This is a genomic window from Streptomyces sp. Ru72 (assembly GCF_002920635.1).
Taxonomy (GTDB): Bacteria; Actinomycetota; Actinomycetes; order Streptomycetales; family Streptomycetaceae; genus Streptomyces.
Genome location: NZ_PQSR01000099.1, coordinates 1 through 18,695, shown reverse-complemented (window position 1 = coordinate 18,695; position 18,695 = coordinate 1). Strand labels below are relative to the sequence as shown.

The 18,695-nt window shown below is 71.2% G+C and carries 24 protein-coding genes; 12 read left to right on the top strand and 12 right to left on the bottom strand.

The genetic code is table 11. The annotated features are described in order from the left end of the window. Positions 1-148: 148 nt before the first annotated feature. Together C3488_RS31770 and C3488_RS31765 are read right to left on the bottom strand one after the other, a co-directional pair. Positions 149-346 carry a DUF397 domain-containing protein gene (locus C3488_RS31770; RefSeq protein ID WP_103844339.1) on the bottom strand — a complete coding sequence of 66 codons (198 nt, stop codon included), beginning with the start codon at positions 344-346 and terminating at the stop codon, positions 149-151. Further along, positions 328-1,170, bottom strand: a complete 843-nt coding sequence (locus tag C3488_RS31765) for a helix-turn-helix transcriptional regulator (RefSeq protein ID WP_103844338.1) — start codon at positions 1,168-1,170, stop codon at positions 328-330. The genes C3488_RS31770 and C3488_RS31765 overlap by 19 nt, the downstream gene beginning before the upstream one ends. Before the next feature lie 174 nt (positions 1,171-1,344). On the opposite strand from C3488_RS31765, the gene C3488_RS31760 reads away from it, so the two are divergent. The 4 genes from C3488_RS31760 (at position 1,345) to C3488_RS31750 (ending at position 2,571) form a co-directional block, all read left to right on the top strand. After that, the gene (locus C3488_RS31760) at positions 1,345-1,713 is read left to right on the top strand and encodes a hypothetical protein (RefSeq protein ID WP_103844337.1); all 369 of its coding nucleotides are present in this window, start codon (positions 1,345-1,347) and stop codon (positions 1,711-1,713) included. After that, on the top strand, positions 1,710-1,943 hold the full coding sequence (locus C3488_RS31755; RefSeq protein WP_103844336.1) for a hypothetical protein: 234 nt from the start codon (positions 1,710-1,712) through the stop codon (positions 1,941-1,943). The genes C3488_RS31760 and C3488_RS31755 overlap by 4 nt, the downstream gene beginning before the upstream one ends. A 102-nt stretch (positions 1,944-2,045) precedes the next feature. Beyond that, on the top strand, positions 2,046-2,186 hold the full coding sequence (locus C3488_RS40870) for a hypothetical protein (protein ID WP_181139280.1): 141 nt from the start codon (positions 2,046-2,048) through the stop codon (positions 2,184-2,186). A gap of 22 nt (positions 2,187-2,208) precedes the next feature. After that, entirely contained in the window at positions 2,209-2,571 is a 363-nt protein-coding gene (locus tag C3488_RS31750) for a DsrE family protein (RefSeq protein WP_103844335.1), read from the top strand. 13 nt (positions 2,572-2,584) lie between these two features. Here the strand turns inward: C3488_RS31750 and C3488_RS31745 are convergent, their stop codons facing one another. Then, on the bottom strand, positions 2,585-3,445 hold the full coding sequence (locus C3488_RS31745) for a helix-turn-helix transcriptional regulator (protein WP_103844334.1): 861 nt from the start codon (positions 3,443-3,445) through the stop codon (positions 2,585-2,587). An 87-nt stretch (positions 3,446-3,532) separates the two neighbouring features. On the opposite strand from C3488_RS31745, the gene C3488_RS31740 reads away from it, so the two are divergent. Continuing rightward, the gene (locus C3488_RS31740; RefSeq protein ID WP_103844333.1) at positions 3,533-4,336 is read left to right on the top strand and encodes an SDR family NAD(P)-dependent oxidoreductase; all 804 of its coding nucleotides are present in this window, start codon (positions 3,533-3,535) and stop codon (positions 4,334-4,336) included. 26 nt (positions 4,337-4,362) lie between these two features. Here the strand turns inward: C3488_RS31740 and C3488_RS31735 are convergent, their stop codons facing one another. The 8 genes from C3488_RS31735 to C3488_RS31705 form a co-directional block, all read right to left on the bottom strand. After that, positions 4,363-4,620 carry a DUF3099 domain-containing protein gene (locus C3488_RS31735; RefSeq protein ID WP_103844332.1) on the bottom strand — a complete coding sequence of 86 codons (258 nt, stop codon included), beginning with the start codon at positions 4,618-4,620 and terminating at the stop codon, positions 4,363-4,365. An 89-nt stretch (positions 4,621-4,709) separates the two neighbouring features. Next, on the bottom strand, positions 4,710-4,997 hold the full coding sequence (locus C3488_RS31730) for a DUF1416 domain-containing protein (protein ID WP_103844331.1): 288 nt from the start codon (positions 4,995-4,997) through the stop codon (positions 4,710-4,712). A 31-nt stretch (positions 4,998-5,028) separates the two neighbouring features. Then, positions 5,029-5,874, bottom strand: coding sequence for a sulfurtransferase (locus tag C3488_RS31725; RefSeq protein ID WP_103844330.1), 846 nt, complete (start codon positions 5,872-5,874; stop codon positions 5,029-5,031). Positions 5,875-6,015: 141 nt separating this feature from the next. Beyond that, positions 6,016-6,096, bottom strand: a complete 81-nt coding sequence (locus tag C3488_RS42770; RefSeq protein ID WP_355139345.1) for a putative leader peptide — start codon at positions 6,094-6,096, stop codon at positions 6,016-6,018. 262 nt (positions 6,097-6,358) lie between these two features. Beyond that, positions 6,359-7,102, bottom strand: coding sequence for a DUF2993 domain-containing protein (locus C3488_RS31720; protein ID WP_103844329.1), 744 nt, complete (start codon positions 7,100-7,102; stop codon positions 6,359-6,361). Positions 7,103-7,239: 137 nt separating this feature from the next. Continuing rightward, positions 7,240-8,334, bottom strand: coding sequence for a hypothetical protein (locus tag C3488_RS31715; RefSeq protein ID WP_103844328.1), 1,095 nt, complete (start codon positions 8,332-8,334; stop codon positions 7,240-7,242). A gap of 3 nt (positions 8,335-8,337) precedes the next feature. After that, positions 8,338-8,592: a MoaD/ThiS family protein gene (locus C3488_RS31710; protein ID WP_103844354.1), complete on the bottom strand. Its 255-nt coding sequence runs from the start codon at positions 8,590-8,592 to the stop codon at positions 8,338-8,340. Positions 8,593-8,630: 38 nt separating this feature from the next. Beyond that, positions 8,631-9,485 (bottom strand): alpha/beta hydrolase, encoded by an 855-nt coding sequence (locus tag C3488_RS31705; protein ID WP_103844327.1) that lies wholly within the window; start codon positions 9,483-9,485, stop codon positions 8,631-8,633. Between the two features lie 171 nt (positions 9,486-9,656). On the opposite strand from C3488_RS31705, the gene C3488_RS31700 reads away from it, so the two are divergent. From C3488_RS31700 to C3488_RS31675, 6 genes are all read left to right on the top strand, one after another. Continuing rightward, a complete protein-coding gene (locus tag C3488_RS31700; protein WP_103844326.1) occupies positions 9,657-10,436 on the top strand; it encodes a response regulator transcription factor in 780 nt (259 codons plus the stop codon). Between the two features lie 106 nt (positions 10,437-10,542). Next, positions 10,543-11,565 carry a LacI family DNA-binding transcriptional regulator gene (locus tag C3488_RS31695; RefSeq protein ID WP_103844325.1) on the top strand — a complete coding sequence of 341 codons (1,023 nt, stop codon included), beginning with the start codon at positions 10,543-10,545 and terminating at the stop codon, positions 11,563-11,565. 154 nt (positions 11,566-11,719) lie between these two features. Further along, positions 11,720-12,820, top strand: a complete 1,101-nt coding sequence (locus tag C3488_RS31690) for a S1C family serine protease (RefSeq protein WP_103844324.1) — start codon at positions 11,720-11,722, stop codon at positions 12,818-12,820. Positions 12,821-12,857: 37 nt separating this feature from the next. Further along, positions 12,858-13,148, top strand: coding sequence for a hypothetical protein (locus C3488_RS31685; protein ID WP_181139279.1), 291 nt, complete (start codon positions 12,858-12,860; stop codon positions 13,146-13,148). Between the two features lie 209 nt (positions 13,149-13,357). After that, positions 13,358-14,092: a response regulator transcription factor gene (locus tag C3488_RS31680; RefSeq protein WP_103844323.1), complete on the top strand. Its 735-nt coding sequence runs from the start codon at positions 13,358-13,360 to the stop codon at positions 14,090-14,092. Next, positions 14,089-15,549, top strand: coding sequence for a cell wall metabolism sensor histidine kinase WalK (locus tag C3488_RS31675; protein WP_103844322.1), 1,461 nt, complete (start codon positions 14,089-14,091; stop codon positions 15,547-15,549). Before C3488_RS31680 ends, C3488_RS31675 begins: the two co-directional genes overlap by 4 nt. A gap of 161 nt (positions 15,550-15,710) precedes the next feature. On the opposite strand, the gene C3488_RS31670 is transcribed toward C3488_RS31675, so the two are convergent. Next, a complete protein-coding gene (locus tag C3488_RS31670) occupies positions 15,711-17,501 on the bottom strand; it encodes a bifunctional UDP-sugar hydrolase/5'-nucleotidase (protein WP_103844321.1) in 1,791 nt (596 codons plus the stop codon). A 148-nt stretch (positions 17,502-17,649) separates the two neighbouring features. On the opposite strand from C3488_RS31670, the gene mshD reads away from it, so the two are divergent. Continuing rightward, on the top strand, positions 17,650-18,576 hold the full coding sequence (gene mshD / locus C3488_RS31665) for a mycothiol synthase (protein WP_103844320.1): 927 nt from the start codon (positions 17,650-17,652) through the stop codon (positions 18,574-18,576). The last annotated feature ends 119 nt before the right edge of the window (positions 18,577-18,695 follow it).

Below are 18,695 nucleotides of genomic sequence, written 5' to 3'. Positions count from 1 at the left end.
GGTCAGCCCGGCGAAGGCGAGCACGCCGACGCAGACCAGGACCAGCAGGGTTTCGAAGAAGATCTCCACGGGGTGCTCCTCGGATGAGCGCGGTACACGTACACAGGGCCGACTCCCACTCTAGTCGGGTGGGTCCCGAGCCTCTTTGTCAGGTCCGCTTGACCTCGTCGATGAAACGGGCCCAGGCGGCGGCCTCGAAGACGAGGGTGCCGCGGGAGGGGTCCTTGCTGTCGCGGACGGGGACGACGGAGGGGAGGTCGGGGGCGATCTCGACGCAGTTGCCTCCGTCGGAGTTGCTGTAGCTGCTCTTGCGCCACGTCGCACTGCTCAGGTCGATGGCTCGCACGGCACTTCCTCCAACATCCGCAGGATGAACTTCCGCGACTCAGCAGGCCCCAGAGCCACGTCACGTACGGAATCATAGGTGCGGTGCAGGCGCTCAACCTTGCCTGTTTCTTCCACGAGTTCGCCTCGTACGTCGTTCTCCGCGTACGCCACCGTACGGCCGTCGAGCAGCCGCAGGAACATCACGTCGGTGCTGTCCAAGCCGTGCAGGCCAGTGCCGAAGGGCAACACGTGAAGGGTGACGTTCGGACGCTCCGAAGCCTCCGCCAGGTGCTCCAGTTGCTCCTTCCACGCCCGAGTGTCGCGCGGTGAGTTTCTCAGTACCGCTTCAGAGAGAAGAACGCGAAACGGTGGTGCGTCGTCGCCCTCCAGCACCTTCCGCCGCCCGATGCGGGCTTCAACCTGCTGATCAAGCTCTTCGCCCCTCAGCCCTCCCGCCGCGAGCGCCTCACGCGCGTAGCCGGCGGTCTGAAGCAGTCCCGGTGGCCTGCTCACCGAGTACTGCCACAGGCTCACCGCCTCCGCCTCCAACATCATGTACCGCCGGTACTGCTCCTTGAACTGCGACGGATCCCCCACCGCCAGCTCCCACAACGCCAGCAGCAGCCCCGGTGTCCCGTAGAACTGGTCCAGCGCCTGTACGACCTCCGGGCCGCCCAGTGTCTGGCCGCTCTCCATCTTTCCGAACTGGGAGGGGTCCCAGCCGACCGCCTTCGCCAACTCCCGCAGGCTCAGACCCCGCTCCGTCCGCAGCAGCCGTAACTCCTCCGCGAACCGCTTCCTCGGCTCCTGGCTGCGTCCCGTGATGACCCGTCGAGGCGGCATCGCGCTCCTTCGTACAAGAGCCGTGGAAGGTGTGGAAAAAGCGCCGCCAGACGGAGAAGCAGACCTCGTCCACGGCGTTTCGGCCCTGTTCGGGGGCCATGCTCGTAGCGTCCGAACACGCAGCGTAGTTCAGGTGTCGCGCTGCGCGCAGAAGTTGTGGAAAGGGAGGGACCGATGACGGCCCTGGAACGCGGAGCGCTCGTCTACGACCCGGGCACGCACAAGGTGGGTGAGTACCAGACCAGATCAGGGCCGTACGCGATGCTGCGCCCGGTCGGCGGCGGCCGGGAGTGGCAGGCGGACCCCGCCGCCCTCCGTCCTGCCACCCAGCGGGAGCGGCTGAGCGCCGGGGTGCGGGCGGCGAACGAGCGCGCCCGGACCGCCGACGACACCAGCCGCCCTCCCCTGCCGGTCCGGGGCTGTGCCACGTGCGAGGAGCTGGCCGGCCTGCGGGAGGCCGCACTGGCGGTGCACGACCGCAGTGCCGAGACCGACGCCAACGTGCTGCTGCGCCAGCACCAGCGAACGGAGCACCGCCCATGACCGACCGGCAGCGGCCCGCCCACGCGCAGGAGTACCCGGCCTTCGCACTGCCCCCCTTCTCGCCCGCTCACTGGCCCAAGCCGCCGCAAGCACCCCCTCCCGCACGCGTCCGCACCCGTACCCGCCGCCGTGTCCGACCCGACGGCGCCTTCTGGAGCGGCGTCCTCACCGCGCTCGGCGTCGTGGCCCTCGTCGTGGCCGTCGTCGCCCTCTTCCGTACACACGCCTGACAATGCGCAACGCTCCCCCTGGAGACGGGTATTGAAGCCCCAGGGTGGTCGGGGACAGGGGGGACTTGCGATGGCACGACCGCGCTGCGCGTCATGGTCCGGGTGAGCCGTCTGCACGGCGGCGAGCCCATGCAGAAGGACGTGTGTGCGGCCGTGGACCACTTCACCGAGAAGACGGCCTCCGTCGCGGACGAGCCCCGGCTGCGCCCGGGCCTGGACGCGCTGCGGGCCGAGACGACGTGACGGCCGGGACTACGCTTTCGGCATGGCAAAGAAGCTCGTGATCAAGGTGACGGCGGGGGCCGATGCGCCCGAGCGCTGCTCTCAGGCGTTCACAGTGGCGGCGGTCGCCGTCGCCAGCGGTGTCGACGTCTCGCTCTGGCTGACCGGCGAGTCGTCGTGGTTCGCGCTGCCGGGCCGGGCCGCCGAGTTCGAACTGCCGCACGCCGCGCCCCTGCCCGACCTGATCGAGTCGATCATGGCGGCCGGCCGGATCACGCTGTGCACGCAGTGCGCGGCCCGCCGCGAGATCACGGAGAAGGACGTCATCGAGGGCGTCCGGATCGCGGGGGCACAGGTCTTCGTCCAGGAATCACTCGCGGACGACACGCAGGCGCTCGTCTACTAGGCCAGGGCCTGTACTAGGGCCAGGGCCCGGTCGCGTCCATGCGCTGTGTGCCGATGACCGATAGCAGCCGTAGCGCCTCCTCGGAGGGCGAGCCCGGGACCGCGGTGTAGATCACGACCTGCTGGTCGCGGTCGGTGATGTCCAGGACGTCGCAGTTGACGGTGACCGGGCCGACCAGCGGGTGCTGGAACGTCTTGCGCAGGGTCGTCTCGGCGGACACGTCGTGGGACTCCCACAGTCGGGTGAACTCCTCGCTTCCGTCGAGGAGTTCGGCCACCAGCTCGGCCACCTCCGGATCGTCGGGGTAGCGGGCGGCGGCGGCGCGCAGTCGCCGCGTCGAGCTGCGGGCGAACGCGTCCGCGTCCGACACTCCGTACAGCCGCCGGCCCTGTGTGTGCGGCCCGAGGAAGACACGGCGCACGAGATTGCGGTCGCGTCGCGGCAGGGCGGAGAAGTCCTCCATCAGGGCTGCCGCCAGATCGTTCCAGGCGAGTACCTCGAACGTCGCGGACGTCACGGTCGCCGCGGCCTGCGGAAGTCGGTGCAGCAGGTCGAGGATGCTCTGCCGTACCTCGCGCGAGGGACCTGCAGCCGGGAGCCGGGGCGCACCGGCGAGGTGATGCAGATGGTCCCGCTCGGCGTCCGACAGACGCAGGGCACGAGCCAGTCCGGCCAGCACCTCCTGCGACGGATGCGGCGCCCTGGCCTGCTCCAGCCGCGTGTAGTACTCGGTCGAGACGAACGCCAGCTGCGCCACCTCCTCGCGGCGCAGGCCCGGCGTGCGGCGGCGGGAGCCGGCGGGCAGCCCGACCTCGGCAGGGGTGATCCGCTCGCGTCGGCTGCGCAGGAACTTCGCCAGTTCTTCTCGGTCCACATCCCCAGTGTGTGCGGACGTAGGCCGGCCCAGCCAGGTACCGGCGGTGCCTGGCTGGGCTTCGCGGACGGGCGCAGGCTCGTTCCCATGGACGACACAGCCATCACCGACACGACCACCGCCCCTGCCGCCCTGGGTCTGCTGGCCGGCAAGGTCGCCTTCATCACGGGTGCCGGACGTGGCATCGGAGCCGCCGCGGCCCGGCTCTTCGCCCGCGAGGGCGCCCGGGTGCTTCTCGCGGCCCGGACGGAGGACCAGCTGAAGACGGTGGCCGACGAGATCCGGGCGGCGGGCGGCACCGCCGAGTACGTGGTGTGCGACCTGGCCGACGCGCCCGGCGTGCGCGCCGCCGTGGACCGCGCCGTGAACCTGTACGGCCGGCTCGACATCGCCTTCAACAACGGCGCGACGATCCAGCGGCCCGGCCCGATGGACCAGATGCCGGAGGCCGACTTCGACCGCATCTACGACGTGAACCTCAAGGGCGTCTGGCTGGCCATGGTCGCCGAGATCGCCGCCATCCGGACCACCGCCGGGACGGGCGCCATCGTCAACAACTCATCCGTCGGCAGTCTGAGGGGCAACCCCGAGCTGCCCGCCTACGGCGCGATGAAACGGGCGGTCAACAGCCTCACGGAGTCGGCCGCCGTCACGTACGGCCCGGAAGGCATCCGCGTCAACGCCATCGCCCCCGGCCACACGGCGACCGAGATGATACGCACCTGGGAGAAGGAGTCACCCGGTCTGCGGGAGCGGCTCACGGCGCACACCCCGCTGCGCCGCGCGGCCGACCCGCAGGAGATCGCGCAGGCCGCCGCCTGGCTCCTCAGCGACCGCTCCTCCTTCGTGACCGGCACGGTCCTACGGGTGGACGGCGGCGCCCGGGCCTGAGCCGGGGACGCCGGGCCACCGCAGGTCTATCGCCGCTTCTTGCCGTCCAGCTCGTCCCACCACTCGTCGGACTGCGGGTCCCCGGACGGGTCGTCCCACCAGCGGTCCTCGGGACCCCGGCGGTTGGCCACCATCGCGGCCAGGGGAGGGATCACCATCGCCACCACGCACATGCCCACCGCCGCCGGAACCGACCAGATGCGCACGACTCCCCAGGCCAGGACGAACAGCGCCAGACAGGTGCCCATCATGGCGAAGTACACGTGGCGTCGTCGTGCGTACATACCTTCACTATGCCCCGCGGACATGCGGAAGGACCGCACCCGAGGTGTCCAACCCGTGGGTGCGGCCCTTCAGCCATGCGCGGTACCGCTCAGACCGCGATCGCGACCTCCGCGAGGCCGCCCTTCTGGGCGACGACGGTACGGTCCGCGGTGCCACCCGGCACCAGGGCACGCACGGTCCAGGTGCCCTCGGCCGCATAGAAGCGGAACTGTCCGGTCGCCGAGGTGGGGACCTCGGCGGTGAACTCGCCGGTCGAGTCCAGGAGGCGCACGTACCCGGTCACGGGCTCGCCGTTGCGGGTCACCTGGCCCTGGATGGTGGTCTCACCGGGCTTGATCGTCGAGGCGTCGGGGCCGCCGGCCTTCGCTCCACACATGTGCTTCTCCGTCTTTTCTGAAAGGTCGGTCTTACTTACCGGCGCCGAGCTCGATCGGCACGCCCACCAGGGAGCCGTACTCCGTCCAGGAACCGTCGTAGTTCTTGACGTTCTCCTGGCCGAGCAGCTCGTGCAGCACGAACCAGGTGTGCGCGGAGCGCTCACCGATGCGGCAGTAGGCGATGGTGTCCTTGGCCAGGTCCACGCCCTCGGCCTGGTACAGCTCCTTCAACTCCTCGTCGGACTTGAAGGTGCCGTCGTCGTTGGCCGACTTCGACCAGGGGATGTTCTTGGCGCTCGGGACGTGGCCCGGGCGCTGCGACTGCTCCTGCGGCAGGTGCGCCGGGGCGAGCAGCTTGCCGGAGAACTCGTCGGGCGAGCGGACGTCGACCAGGTTCTTGGTGCCGATCGCGTCGACGACCTCGTCGCGGAAGGCACGGATCGAGGCGTCCTGCGGCTTGGCCTTGTACTCGGTCTTCGCGCGCTCGGGCACCTCGGTGCCGTCGACCAGCTCGCGGGCGTCCAGCTCCCACTTCTTGCGGCCGCCGTCGAGGAGACGGACGTCCTCGTGGCCGTAGAGCTTGAAGTACCAGTAGGCGTAGGCCGCGAACCAGTTGTTGTTGCCGCCGTAGAGGACGACCGTGTCGTCGTTGGCGATGCCCTTCTCCGACAGAAGCGTCTCGAACTGCTCCTGGTTGACGAAGTCGCGGCGGACCGGGTCCTGGAGGTCCTGCTTCCAGTCGATGCGGACAGCGTTCTTGATGTGGTTCTTCTCGTACGCCGTGGTGTCCTCGTCGACCTCGACGACGACGACCTTGGGGTCGTCCAGGTGCTGCTCGACCCAGTCGGCGTCTACCAGGACGTCGCTGCGGCTCATGCTCTTTCTCCTCCGGGGCAGTTGCGGCGGGGCATTGCGAGTCAGAAGGGGTGCGGGTACGCGGTGTCGCGGGGCGTACGCGGCGCACGAGTGGCCCTGTGTCAGGAGCCAGGGCCGGGATACGGGAGTGGTCTCTCCCGCTCAGGAAGTGCGACAGAGCATGGCGGCGACGCGGCACAGGTCTACTGCCCGCCGCTTCGTGAGATCCGCCTGTCGCTGCATGGGGTCGATCGTAGGGACCGGGCGCGGGGCGTGTCACCGGTGTGTCGCATGCTGAGATGCGATCGTCCGCGATGCGAGATGACAGGCGGCGGGGACCGGTCGGCGCCCGACTCCCCGACACGCCGCCCCGTCGCGCCATCTACGGTACGGACGGGGCCGTCTCGCCCATCGGACAAACCCTGCGCCCGGCCTGGCACAGCCCGGTTCGGCCTGCCTCGGCCCGCGTCCGGAGTCCGCCCCGCGGCCGGCCGCCTGGGTCGTCCTACCCGGCGAGCCGGACGTCCGAACCCTTGACCGTGATCTCCACACCGTCCTTCGCCGCCTCGACCTTGTCCAGCTGGATGCCGCCGGGGAGCCGGTCGATGCGCTGCTGGAAGTCGGTGATGGTGCGGATCCGGGAGCCGGCGACCTCCATGCCGGCGAGCTTGGGCAGGTCGTCGGCGTGCACCCTGACCGTGTTGCCCTGGGCGGTGACCGAGCTGAGCACGTAGACAGGGTTCGGGAGGTTGATGCCGAGGGCGGGCGCCTCGACCTTCACCGCGACCTTGATCTTCCCGTTGCCGCCGTCGGACAGGCCGATCACCCGGGCGGTGATGCCGGGGGCGACATCGGTGGGCTGTGCCGTGGCGGTCTTCAGCAGCTCGTCGTAGGTGACGAGCGCTGTTCCGGTGGCGGTGGCCGCGGTGGCGGAGCTGTAGTCGCCGGAGAACGTCACGTCCTTCATCGACGCGTTCAGGCCGGCGATGCGGATCTTCTCGGAGCCGTTGCCGGTGGTCGCCTCGTAGTCCTTGATGCCGACCTCGACGTCGTCCAGCTCTCCGGAGAGGACCTGGGTGAGGAAGGGGAAGCCCTTGATGGAGACGTCCGGGGTGGTGGCCAGGTTCTCGGCGGTCCTGAGCTTGTCGGCCGCCTCGTTCTGCGCGAAGTGGACCGCGACGCGGTCCGCGATCACGAAGAGGCCGCCCAGGATCACCACGAGGATCAGCAGTATTCGCAGTGCGCGCATGCTCGGTTGTCCCCACGTCGGCGGTCGTCACGGCGGTCCCGACGACCGGTGGCCGTCCTGCGTGACAGTACCCGCCGGGGGAAGGGGAAACGGGGGATTGTCGATCAGCTGTGACACGCGGGGCGGGGCCTGCCCGCTCAGCCCAGCGCCCGGCCCAGTACGTAGATCACCGGTGCCGCCGCCGTCAGCGGCAGTGCCACGCCCGCCGTGAAGTGGACGAAGCGGGAGGGGTAGTCGTAGCTCGCCACCCGGTGGCCGACCAGCCCGCAGACGCCCGCGCCCAGCCCGAGGAACGCGCCCGACGCACCCGAGGTGCCGAAACCCGTCGCGCCGCCCACCGCGATGCCCGCGCCCGACGCCGCCAGCAGGGCCACCACCACCGACGCCGTCGTCGGTAGCGGCAGCGCGCGGGCCAGGACCGCCACGGCGACCGCGATCGCGCCCACCGTGACCGCGTCGGGTACGGCCCCCAGGTGCCCGGCCGCGACGATCGACAGCGCGGCCGAGGCGACCGTCGCCATCAGGCCGTACATCCGTGTGTCCGGGTCGGCGTGCGACCTGAGCTGGAGGACGAGGGACAGCAGGACCCAGACGCCGAGCGTGCCCAGGATCGCCGCCGGTGCCTGCTCCCGGCCCGCCACCAGCAGCGCCGCGTCCGCGGTGACCGCGCCCAGGAACGCCAGCGCGATGCCCTGCCGGGCCGGCCACATGCCGTTCAGCCGGAACCATCCGGCCGCCGTGACGGCCTGCAGGACCACGAGCGGTACGACGAGTGCGTACGTCCCCACGGCCGCGGCCCCGGCCAGCAGCACCCCCAGTACCGCGGTGAGCGCGGCCGGCTGCAGCCCGGGCTCGATGATCGGCGAACGGCCCTCGAGCCGGGCCCGCTGGTTGGCGGGGAGGGAGGACGGATCGACGACGGGCGGCTCGGGCTCGGAGGTGGCGGTCGTCGTGGCGGCGACGCCGGGCGCCGCGTGACCGTGCGGCTCGTACGCCTGCGCGTGCGCCTCCGGCGGCAACGGCTGTGCGGCCCCGTACGGCTGCTGCTGCCCTTGCTGATGCTGCTGCGGGTAGGCGGCGCCGTTCGGGTCGTACCAACCCTGTTGCCGGTACCCGTCGTGGCTGCGGTGGGGGTGGTGGGCCTGGTGGGCCTGATGGGCGTCATGGCCCCCGTAGCCGGGGACCGCGTACCCCTGCTGCCCCTCGTGTCCCTCGTACGGCTGGTTGCTCATCGCTCATCCTCCTGCGAACGGCGGGAGCACCTCGACCGTGCCGCCCTCGGCCAGCCGTACCGTCTCGTGCTCACGGGTCCCGACGGGGTCACCGTCGACCAGGAAGGAGCAGCGCTTCAGGACGCGCACCAGCTCGCCGGGGTGCCTCGCGCGCGCCGCGTCGAGCGCCTCCGCGAGCGTCGTCGCGTCGTACGGCTCCTCCGCGACCCCGGCGGCCGCCTTGGCGGCGGCCCAGTAGCGCACCGTGCCCTTTGCCATCTGCTTCCTCGACTCGGTCGTGGTGAACACCGCTCAGGCTAGCCCGCCTGCGCGGCCACCCACTCCCCGATGCGGGTCACCAGGGCGTCGTCGCTGGCGTGCTCGGCGTGGCCCATGCCGGGCTCCAGCCACAGTTCCGCGTGGTCGGGGGCGGCCTCGGCCAGCATGCGGGGGTGGTCGACGGGGAAGTAGCCGTCCTGGTCGCCGTGCACGATCAGCAGCGGGGTCGGCGCGATCAGGGGGACGGACTCGACCGGTGAGGCCGGCACCGGGTCCCAGTCGCGGTGGTGGATGCGGGTGCGCAGGCCGTAGCGGCCCAGCAGACGGCCCTCGGGGCGGGTCACCAGCCAGTGCAGCCGCCGCATGGGGGCCGTGCCCCGGTAGTACCAGCGGGCGGGCGCGGACACGGACACCACCGCGTCGGTGTCCGCGCCCTCCTCGTGCGCTGCGGCGTGCCGCAGCACCACCGAGCCGCCCATCGAGAAGCCGACGGTGGCCACGCGCGGGTGCCCCAGCTCCCGCGCCCACCGCACGGCGGCCGCCAGATCGTGCACTTCCCGGTCGCCGACCGTGGACCGCCCGCCGGACGCCCCGTGGCCCCGGAAGGAGAACGTCACCACCGCGCCGTACTGCCTGAGGACGCCCGCCACCCGGCGTACATGCGGCCGCTGAAGATCACCCGTGAAGCCGTGGGCCACGACGATCGCGAGATCGTCCAGGTGTCCGGAAGATGGACGCCCGGCGTCGTATACAACGGGTCCCGGATCGTATGCGGCGTCGATCGTCACCCCGTCGAGCGTGCGGAGAAACGTCCGCACGGGCCCGCGACGCGCCGTCTCGGAGTGCGGACGAACCGTGGATCGTGCCGTTCCACCTGCCGTACCAGTGCTCATGTGGGCTATTCTGCTGGGTAGAGGACTCGGGCAGCGTAGCCCCCGGGTCCTTTTGTGCTTTCGGAAGCGTTGTATACGAAGCGGGAAACCGCAGGTGTACGGGCCCCGGGATGCGCAGAGCAGTGCCGCCCCGCCAAACGTCCTCGCAGGGACCGAGGAGGAACCAGACGTATGAGTTCTCTGCTGCTCCTGACCAACGCCCTTCAGCCGTCGACGGAGGTGCTTCCCGCTCTCGGCCTGCTCCTGCACAACGTGCGGGTCGCTCCGGCGGAAGGCCCCGCTCTCGTCGACACCCCGGGTGCCGACGTCATCCTGGTCGACGGGCGACGTGACCTGCCGCAGGTGCGCAGCCTGTGCCAGCTGCTGCGCTCCACCGGGCCCGGCTGTCCGCTGCTCCTGGTCGTCACCGAGGGCGGTCTCGCGGCCGTCACCGCCGACTGGGGCATCGACGACGTGCTCCTCGACACCGCCGGCCCCGCCGAGGTGGAGGCCCGCCTCCGCCTGGCCATGGGCCGCCAGCAGATCGTCAACGACGACTCGCCGATGGAGATCCGCAACGGCGACCTCTCCGTGGACGAGGCGACCTACTCGGCCAAGCTCAAGGGCCGCGTCCTGGACCTCACCTTCAAGGAGTTCGAGCTCCTGAAGTACCTCGCGCAGCACCCCGGCCGGGTCTTCACCCGTGCCCAGCTGCTGCAGGAGGTCTGGGGCTACGACTACTTCGGCGGCACGCGCACGGTCGACGTCCACGTACGACGGCTGCGCGCCAAGCTGGGGCCGGAGCACGAGTCGCTGATCGGCACCGTCCGCAACGTGGGCTACCGCTTCGTCACCCCGGAGAAGGTCGAGCGCGCCGCCGAGGAGGCGAAGGCCAAGGCGGCCCGGCCGAAGGCGGACGACACGGACGAGTCGGAGCCGGTGTCCGGGGCCGAGGTCACGGCCGAGGCATAGGCGGACGTCACCGCGGAGGAGACGCACGCCACGGGCCAGGTCACAGGTGGGGCATAGAACTCCGAAAGCCCTGCCCAGAGGCGGTCCATCCGCGTAGACTCCGCGCGTGGCCAAGGTGACTCGGGACGATGTGGCGCGGCTGGCGGGGACATCCACCGCCGTCGTCAGCTATGTCATCAACAACGGACCCCGGCCGGTCGCCCCGGCCACGCGCGAGCGCGTCCTCGCCGCGATCAAGGAACTGGGATACCGGCCCGACCGGGTCGCCCAGGCCATGGCGTCGCGGCGCACGGACCTCATAGGCATGATCGTGCCGGACGCGCGCCAGCCCTTCTTCGGGGAGATGACGCACGCGGTCGAGCAGGCCGCCGCCGAGCGCGGAAAGATGGTGCTCGTCGGCAACACCGACTACGTGGCCGAGCGCGAGGTCCACTATCTGCGGGCTTTCCTCGGCATGCGCGTCTCCGGGCTGATCCTGGTCAGCCACGCGCTCAACGACCACGCCGCCGCGGAGATCGACGCCTGGGACGCCCGGGTCGTCCTGCTGCACGAGCGGCCCGAGGCGATCGACGACGTCGCCGTCGTCACGGACGACCTGGGGGGCGCCCAGCTCGCCGTGCGGCACCTCCTCGAACACGGTTACGAGTACGTGGCCTGTATGGGCGGTACCGCCGAGACCCCGGCGGTCGGCGACCCCGTCTCCGACCACGTCGAGGGCTGGCGGCGCGCGATGCAGGAGGCCGGCATCCCGACGGAGGGCCGCCTGTTCGAGGCGCCGTACAACCGGTACGACGCGTACAACGTCGCCCTGGAGTTGCTGTCCGGGCCGCACCGCCCCCCGGCGATCTTCTGCTCCACCGACGACCAGGCGATCGGCGTGCTGCGGGCGGCCCGCGAGCTGCGGATCGACGTGCCCGGGGAGCTGGCGGTGGCCGGGTTCGACGACGTGAAGGAGGCGGCGCTGACGGACCCGCCGCTCACCACGGTCGCCACGGACCGTTCGGGCATGGCCCGCGCGGCCGTCGATCTGGTGCTCGACGACGGGCTTCGGGTGGCGGGGTCGCGGCGGGAGCGGTTGAAGCTCTTCCCCTCGCGGCTGGTCGTGCGCCGTTCCTGCGGGTGTGAGTAGGTCCCCTCGCGGTCCCGGGGAACCCATTCGGAGTCGTGAGAGCCGGGTCTCCGTCACGGCCCAGAGGCGGCCTTATATCGGGCATACACGGTTCTGTCGGGCTTCTCAGCGGGGACTCAGGTGGCTCTCATGATCGGGGGACACTCTCTATTGCATGACCGAGAGCTTCCGCCGCAGCGGCGAGTACGAGTACCCCCAGGGGCACGGACCCCAGTCCGCGTACCCCGAGCAGCAGCAGCACACCTCCTCCCCCGTGAACCCGGAGTGGCCGCCCCCTCCGGCGTACGAGCCGGCGCAGCCGGCGGTCGCGGCCGGCGGCGGTCATGACGGCTACGGCGGCGACGACGGCACGGCCGTCCTGGCCGCCGTCCCGGCCCAGCCCGCGCCGCAGCGGCGCGCCAAGGGTCCGTTCGCGCTCCTCGCCGCCGTGGCGATCGTCGCCGCGGCGATAGGCGGCGGCACGGCGTACGGGATACAGGAGCTGACCGGCAAGGACACGGCCGTCTCCTCCAGCTCGACCAGCACCAACGTGGTGCCGTCCAGCGCCAAGGGCACGATCGCCGGAGTGGTCGCCGCGGTCAACCCGAGCATCGTGGAGATCAACGCCACCTCGAACGCCGGTGAGTCGACCGGGTCCGGCGTGATCATCACCAGCGACGGCCAGATCATCACCAACAACCATGTCATCTCCGGTGCCTCCTCGATCAAGGTGACGACGAGCGACGGCAAGTCGTACACCGCGCAGGTCGTGGGCACCGACAGCAAGAAGGACCTGGCGCTGCTCAAGCTGCAGGGCGCCTCCGGGCTGAAGGCCGCCACGCTCGGCAACTCCGACGGCCTCCAGGTCGGCGACCAGGTCGTCGCCATCGGCTCCCCCGAGGGGCTGAGCGACACGGTCACCAGCGGCATCATCTCCGCACTGAACCGTGACGTCACCGTGCCGACCGACGAGAACCAGCAGCAGGGCGGCGGCCAGTGGCCGTTCGCGTTCGGCGGCCGGCAGTTCAACGGCAACACGGGTTCGTCCACGACGACGTACAAGGCGATCCAGACGGACGCCTCCCTCAACCCGGGCAACTCCGGTGGCGCCCTCATCGACATGAACGGCAACGTCATCGGCATCAACTCGGCGATGTACTCGGCCAGTTCGGACTCGACCTCGTCGAGCGCCGGCAGCGTCGGCCTGGGCTTCGCCATCCCGATCAACACCGTGAAGTCCGACCTGGCGACGCTGCGCTCCGGCTCCCAGAGCTGAGCGGGCGCCCCGCCGGGCGAGTGGTAAGGAGTACGACATGATCACGATGGCTGTGCACGAGGTCACCGGTGCCACCGAGCCCGGCGGAGTCCTGCTGGCCCTGGCCGTGGCGAACGAGCTCCACGCCCCGATGCGGCGCCGGGTGCGGACCCGGCCCCAGTCCCGGCCTCAGCCCCGGCCGCGGACCCGCCCTCGAGCCGAGCGCGCCCCCGAGGTCGTGGTCCCGCAGGTGGCGGTCCCGCAGCTGATGGGCCTCCGCCGCGCCACCACCGCCCGCCCGCACCGCCGCAAGGTTCCGCTGAACCGGCTGACCGCGGTGATGGGCTGACCGAGGGCCGCGTGGCTGCGGGCAGTCGTCCCTCCAAGCTTGGGGAGGCACCCCGTAGCGCCGGGATGCGCCACCTGGCCCCGGGCGACCACGCCCCCGGGCACAGGCGGTCTTCCGGCCCGCCCGACGACTCTTTCCGTCCCCGACCCGAATCGTGCGACGCTGAATGCGTTCAGCCCGCCCATCGCACCTCGAGGAACTCCACACCCATGAGCCCCGCCGAAGGCGACCGTGAACCCCAGCGCATCCTGATCGTCGACGACGAGCCGGCCGTGCGTGAAGCACTCCAGCGCAGCCTCGCCTTCGAGGGCTATGCCACCGAGGTGGCCGTGGACGGTGCCGACGCGCTGGAGAAGGCGACCGCGTACAAGCCGGACCTCTTGGTCCTCGACATCCAGATGCCGCGCATGGACGGCCTGACCGCCGCCCGCCGGATCCGGGGCGCGGGCGACACCACTCCCATCCTGATGCTGACGGCCCGCGACACGGTCGGCGACCGTGTCACCGGCCTGGACGCCGGGGCCGACGACTACCTGGTCAAGCCGTTCGAGCTGGACGAGTTGTTCGCCCGTATCCGCGCCCTGCTGCGCCGCAGCCACTACGCGGCGGCCGTGGCGGGCGCGGCCGAGGACAACGACGTCCTCACCTTCGCCGACCTGCGCATGGACCTCGCCACCCGCGAGGTCACGCGCGGCGGGCGCCCGGTGGAGCTGACCCGTACCGAGTTCACGCTCCTGGAGATGTTCATGGCGCACCCGCGCCAGGTGCTGACCCGCGAGCAGATCCTGAAGGCGGTCTGGGGCTTCGACTTCGAGCCGTCGTCGAACTCGCTCGACGTGTACGTCATGTACCTGCGCCGCAAGACGGAGGCGGGCGGCGAGCCGCGCCTGGTGCACACCGTGCGGGGCGTGGGCTATGTCCTGCGGCAGGGCGGCGCCGAGTGATCAAACGGTTCCGATCCCTCCCGCTGCGCTCACGGCTGGCCCTGCTGGTGGCGGCCGCGGTGGCGTTCGGGGTGGCGGCGGTGTCGGTCACCTGCTGGTTCATCGTGCAGGGCAAGCTGTACCAGCAGGTCGACAACCAGCTGACGTCCGCCAGCGGCCCGGTCAAGATGGTGGGCCTGACGAACACCCTGAGCAACTGCACCACCACGCCCCATCCCCAGGACGACCGCGGTCCGCAGCCCGACACCTACTACATGCAGGTGATCAACACGGACGGCAGGGTCTGCGTCTACCAGCAGTCCGCGGGCCTCCTCCACGTCACCCGCACCGATCTCGAGATCGCCAGGAACCCGGACCCGGACAAGAGGATCATCCACAACGGCACCGACAGCAAGGGCAACGCGGTGCGGGTGATCGCGGCGCCCCTGGTGAGCGAGGGTCCGGGCGGAATGCAGCTGTTCTCCGACAGCGCCCTGCTCGTGGCGGTCCCCCTCGCCGACACCCAGAAGACCCTCGGTGACCTGGCCCTGGTCCTCCTCGTCGTGTCCGGCATCGGTGTCGTGGGGGCCGGAGCCGCGGGTCTCGCCGTGGCCCGGGCGGGCCTGCGCCCCGTCGACAAGCTCACCGAGGCCGTCGAGCACATCGCCCGCACCGAGGACCTCACCACCCGCATCCCGGTGGACGAGGAGAGCGAGGACGAGATCGCCCGTCTGTCCCGTTCCTTCAACTCGATGACGTCGGCCCTGGCCAGCTCCCGTGAACTGCAACAGCAGCTGATCGCGGACGCGGGCCACGAGCTGCGCACCCCGCTCACGTCGCTGCGCACCAACATCGAACTCCTCACCCGCAGCGAGGAGACGGGCCGCCCGCTGCCCCCGGAGGACCGCAAGGCGCTGCTCGCCTCGGTGAAGGCGCAGATGACGGAGTTGGCCTCGCTCATCGGTGACCTCCAGGAACTGTCGCGCCCCACGAACGGCCAGCACGCGGGCAAGGCGCAGGTGGTGGCGTGGCAGGACGTCGTCGAGTCGGCGCTGCGCCGGGCCAGGCTGCGCGGTCCGGAGCTGACGATCACGGCGGACCTCCAGCCGTGGTACGTCCGCTCGGAGCCTTCCGCGTTGGAGCGGGCGGTGGTCAACATCCTGGACAACGCCGTGAAGTTCAGCCCGGAGAGCGGCACGATCGAGGTCCAGCTCGCCGATGGCGTCCTGACCGTACGCGACCACGGCCCAGGGATCGCGGCCGACGAACTCCCGCACGTCTTCGACCGCTTCTGGCGCTCCCCGAGCGCCCGTGCCCTGCCCGGCTCGGGTCTCGGCCTGTCGATCGTGGCCCGCACGGTGGAGCAGGCGGGCGGCGAGGTGTCCCTGACGCCTGCGGAGAGCGGCGGGACGGTGGCGACGGTACGGCTGCCGGGTGCGCCCCTTCCGCCGCCCGAGGAACAACCGGCCCTCGCGTAGCAGCGCCCGCTCCGGCCGCCCCCGACCGACGCCCAGGCGGCGGACCAGGAGGCCACGGACCGGCTCGGCGGCTGCACCCCGTTCGGTGTGACCCGTCGCCGGGAAACGGCCGAGGCGGGACCTCGGAAACCGATCCGGGGCCCCGCCTCGTTGGTCGAGGATTACCTGACCACCGTGATGCGGTCCGCCGCAGGCACCGGATACGGCGACGCGGCCGACGAGTTCGCCGTCAGGTACGCCTCGAAGGCCGCCAGGTCGTCGCCGCCCACGAGCACGTTCGTGCCCTTGCCCAGCTCGGCGAAGCCGTCGCCGCCGCCCGCGAGGAAGGAGTTCATCGCGACGCGGTAGGTGGCGGCGGGGTCGATCGCCGCGCCGTTCAGCCGGACGGAGTCCACGACCACGCGCGCGGCCCCGGCCTTGGTCAGGTCCAGCGTGTAGGTGAGCCCCTTGGACACCTGAAGGATCTTCGGTGACGCCTCGTTCGCGCCGCTGACCTGCTGCTGCAGCGCGCTGATCAACTGTGCCCCGGTCAGGTTCACCAGGTTGACGGTGTTGGCGAACGGCTGCACCGTGTACGCCTCCCCGTACGTCACCACACCGTCGCCCTCGCCTCCGCTCGCCGCGTAGGTGAGCGGGGCGCGGATGCCGCCGGGGTTCATCAGCGCGAGATCCGCCTCGGGGTCCAGGGACCTGGCGTGGGCGAGCTGCGCGTCCGCGATCAGGTCGCCGAGCGGGGACTCGGTGCCGGTGTTGCCGATCTCGCCCGCGATGTAGCCGATGGGCCGGGAGGCGACGGGCGCGGAGCGCGTCTTCCACTTGACGATCAGATCGGTCATGTCGGGCGCCTTGGCGACGGTCCGGGTGACCACGTGGTTGGCGGAGGTGACGGCCGTGCGGACGATGTCGCCGGTCGCACGGTCGTACGTCAGCGTCGTGTCCGTGTACAGCCGGCCGAACGACGCCGCCGACGTCACCATGCGGGGCCGGCCCGCCGGGTCGTCGATCGTGCACACGTACGCCTGATGGGTGTGACCGGTGACCAGCGCGTCCACGGCCGGGGAGACGCGCTTGGCGATGTCGACGATCGGGCCGGAGATGCCGTCGCCCGCGCCCGGGCTGTCGCAGTCGTAGTCGTACGCGCTCGACGCGGGCATCCCGCCCTCGTGGATCAGGGCGACGATCGACTGGACGCCCTGGCGCTGGAGCACCTTGGCGTACTTGTTGATCGTCTCGGCCTCGTCGCCGAACTTCAGGCCCTTCACACCGTCCGCGGAGACGATGTTCGGGGTGCCCTCCAGGGTGACGCCGATGAAACCGACCTTGACGCCGTTCTTCTTCCACACCCAGTAGGGCTTGAGGAGCGGCTTGCCTGTCTTCTCGTCCGTCACGTTCGCGGCGAGGTACGGGAAGTCGGCGCCCTGGAACGTCTCGCCGTCGTCGTAGCAGCCGTCCGTCGGGTGGCAGCCGCCGTTCTGCAGCCGCGCCAGTTCCCGGGCGCCCTCGTCGAACTCGTGGTTGCCGACGCTGGTGACGTCCAGGTCGAGCTTGTTGAGCGCGTCGATGGTGGGCTCGTCGTGGAAGAGGCCGGAGATCAGCGGCGAGGCGCCGACCATGTCGCCGGCGGCGGCGGTGATGGAGTACGGGTGGCCGGTGCGGGCCTGGCGCAGGTGCGTGGCGAGGTACTCGACGCCGCCCGCGTCGACGGTCTTGGTGGTGCCGTCCTCCTGGTGCTCGGTGACCCGTCCGGAGGAACCGGCCGGCGGCTCCAGGTTGCCGTGCAGGTCGTTGAAGGACAGCAGCTGTACGTCCTGGTAGCGGCCGGGGTGTTGCGGACCGGGCCCGCTGCCGTCGGCGCCGGCCGGGAGCGCGGCGACAAGGGTGCCGGCCGTGGCCAGGCCCGCGGCGGCGGCGAGGATGCGGTGAAGACGTCTGTGCCGGACGTTCGGCGGCATGTGCCCCCCTGTGGTGTGTAAAGAACGCGCCAAGACGGTGATTCGCGCAGCTTAGGGTCAACGCGCGTAGCGCAAAAGGGGGTTCAGGGTTACGAGCGGGTTGCCTTTTACCTCCCCTTTCCTCCCTCCGCCCCGTACCCTCGTACCCATGACCAGCGACGACACCGCCCGCCCGGCCCCGACCCGCTCCCTCGAGACCGTCACCGCGCTCTCGCCCGAACAGGCCGACGCCGTGCTGGCGCTCCTCGCCTACGCCGCCCGGGTCGACGGGCAGCAGGCCGTGTCCGAACAGGGGCGGCTGCAGTTGCGCGGCGGCGAGCGGGACGGCGTCTCCCATCTTCTGCTGACGGTCGACGGCACGCTCGTGGGATACGCCCAGCTGGAGGACACCGACCCGGTGGAGGCGCCGGCCGCCGAGCTGGTCGTCCACCCGGCGCACCGCGGCCACGGGCACGGCCGGGCGCTGGGCTCCGCCCTCCTCGCGGCCTCCGGCAAGCGGCTGCGGGTGTGGGCGCACGGCGGCCACTCCGCGGCGCGGCACCTCGCACAGGTGCTGGGTTTGACCCTGTTCCGCGAACTGCGCCAGTTGCGCCGCTCGTTGACGGACTTCGACCCGCCGGAGCCGACGTTGCCGGAGGGTGTCACGGTGCGCACGTTCGTGCCCGGGCAGGACGACGCGGCCTGGCTCGCCGTCAACGCGGAGGCGTTCGCCCACCACCCCGAACAGGGCTCCCTCACCCAGCGCGACCTCGACGACCGCAAGGCGGAGCCGTGGTTCGACCCGGAGGGCTTCTTCCTGGCGGAACGGGAGGGGGAACTGGTCGGCTTCCACTGGACCAAGATCCACGCACGGGAGCAGCTCGGCGAGGTGTACGTCCTGGGCGTCCGCCCCGGCACCCAGGGCACCGGCCTGGGCCGCGCCCTCACCACGATCGGCCTGCGCCACCTGGCGGCCCGGGGCCTGCCGACGGCGATGCTGTACGTCGACGCGGACAACAAGGCGGCCCTGTCGGTGTACGAACGCCTGGGCTTCACGACGTACGAGACGGACCTGATGTACCGGACGGAGACCTGAGCCACGGCCTCCGGCGGGGTCCGAGGCCGGGGTCGTGGCTGCGGCGCCGCCGGGGGTTCCGGCCGGGGGTCCGGCCCGACCGGGCCGGGACCGGGGCTCTCGCCCGGCCGAGCCCCTGA

What these genes read in the sequence shown, in the direction of transcription:
- C3488_RS31765 (WP_103844338.1), bottom strand. Translation starts at nt 1,170, where the DNA reads ATGCCGCCTCGACGGGTCATCACGGGACGCAGCCAGGAGCCGAGGAAG.
- C3488_RS31760 (WP_103844337.1), top strand. Translation starts at nt 1,345, where the DNA reads ATGACGGCCCTGGAACGCGGAGCGCTCGTCTACGACCCGGGCACGCAC.
- C3488_RS31755 (WP_103844336.1), top strand. Translation starts at nt 1,710, where the DNA reads ATGACCGACCGGCAGCGGCCCGCCCACGCGCAGGAGTACCCGGCCTTC.
- C3488_RS31750 (WP_103844335.1), top strand. Translation starts at nt 2,209, where the DNA reads ATGGCAAAGAAGCTCGTGATCAAGGTGACGGCGGGGGCCGATGCGCCC.
- C3488_RS31740 (WP_103844333.1), top strand. Translation starts at nt 3,533, where the DNA reads ATGGACGACACAGCCATCACCGACACGACCACCGCCCCTGCCGCCCTG.
- C3488_RS31735 (WP_103844332.1), bottom strand. Translation starts at nt 4,620, where the DNA reads ATGTACGCACGACGACGCCACGTGTACTTCGCCATGATGGGCACCTGT.
- C3488_RS31730 (WP_103844331.1), bottom strand. Translation starts at nt 4,997, where the DNA reads ATGTGTGGAGCGAAGGCCGGCGGCCCCGACGCCTCGACGATCAAGCCC.
- C3488_RS31725 (WP_103844330.1), bottom strand. Translation starts at nt 5,874, where the DNA reads ATGAGCCGCAGCGACGTCCTGGTAGACGCCGACTGGGTCGAGCAGCAC.
- C3488_RS42770 (WP_355139345.1), bottom strand. Translation starts at nt 6,096, where the DNA reads ATGCAGCGACAGGCGGATCTCACGAAGCGGCGGGCAGTAGACCTGTGC.
- C3488_RS31720 (WP_103844329.1), bottom strand. Translation starts at nt 7,102, where the DNA reads ATGCGCGCACTGCGAATACTGCTGATCCTCGTGGTGATCCTGGGCGGC.
- C3488_RS31715 (WP_103844328.1), bottom strand. Translation starts at nt 8,334, where the DNA reads ATGAGCAACCAGCCGTACGAGGGACACGAGGGGCAGCAGGGGTACGCG.
- C3488_RS31710 (WP_103844354.1), bottom strand. Translation starts at nt 8,592, where the DNA reads ATGGCAAAGGGCACGGTGCGCTACTGGGCCGCCGCCAAGGCGGCCGCC.
- C3488_RS31705 (WP_103844327.1), bottom strand. Translation starts at nt 9,485, where the DNA reads ATGAGCACTGGTACGGCAGGTGGAACGGCACGATCCACGGTTCGTCCG.
- C3488_RS31700 (WP_103844326.1), top strand. Translation starts at nt 9,657, where the DNA reads ATGAGTTCTCTGCTGCTCCTGACCAACGCCCTTCAGCCGTCGACGGAG.
- C3488_RS31690 (WP_103844324.1), top strand. Translation starts at nt 11,720, where the DNA reads ATGACCGAGAGCTTCCGCCGCAGCGGCGAGTACGAGTACCCCCAGGGG.
- C3488_RS31685 (WP_181139279.1), top strand. Translation starts at nt 12,858, where the DNA reads ATGATCACGATGGCTGTGCACGAGGTCACCGGTGCCACCGAGCCCGGC.
- C3488_RS31680 (WP_103844323.1), top strand. Translation starts at nt 13,358, where the DNA reads ATGAGCCCCGCCGAAGGCGACCGTGAACCCCAGCGCATCCTGATCGTC.
- C3488_RS31670 (WP_103844321.1), bottom strand. Translation starts at nt 17,501, where the DNA reads ATGCCGCCGAACGTCCGGCACAGACGTCTTCACCGCATCCTCGCCGCC.
- mshD (WP_103844320.1), top strand. Translation starts at nt 17,650, where the DNA reads ATGACCAGCGACGACACCGCCCGCCCGGCCCCGACCCGCTCCCTCGAG.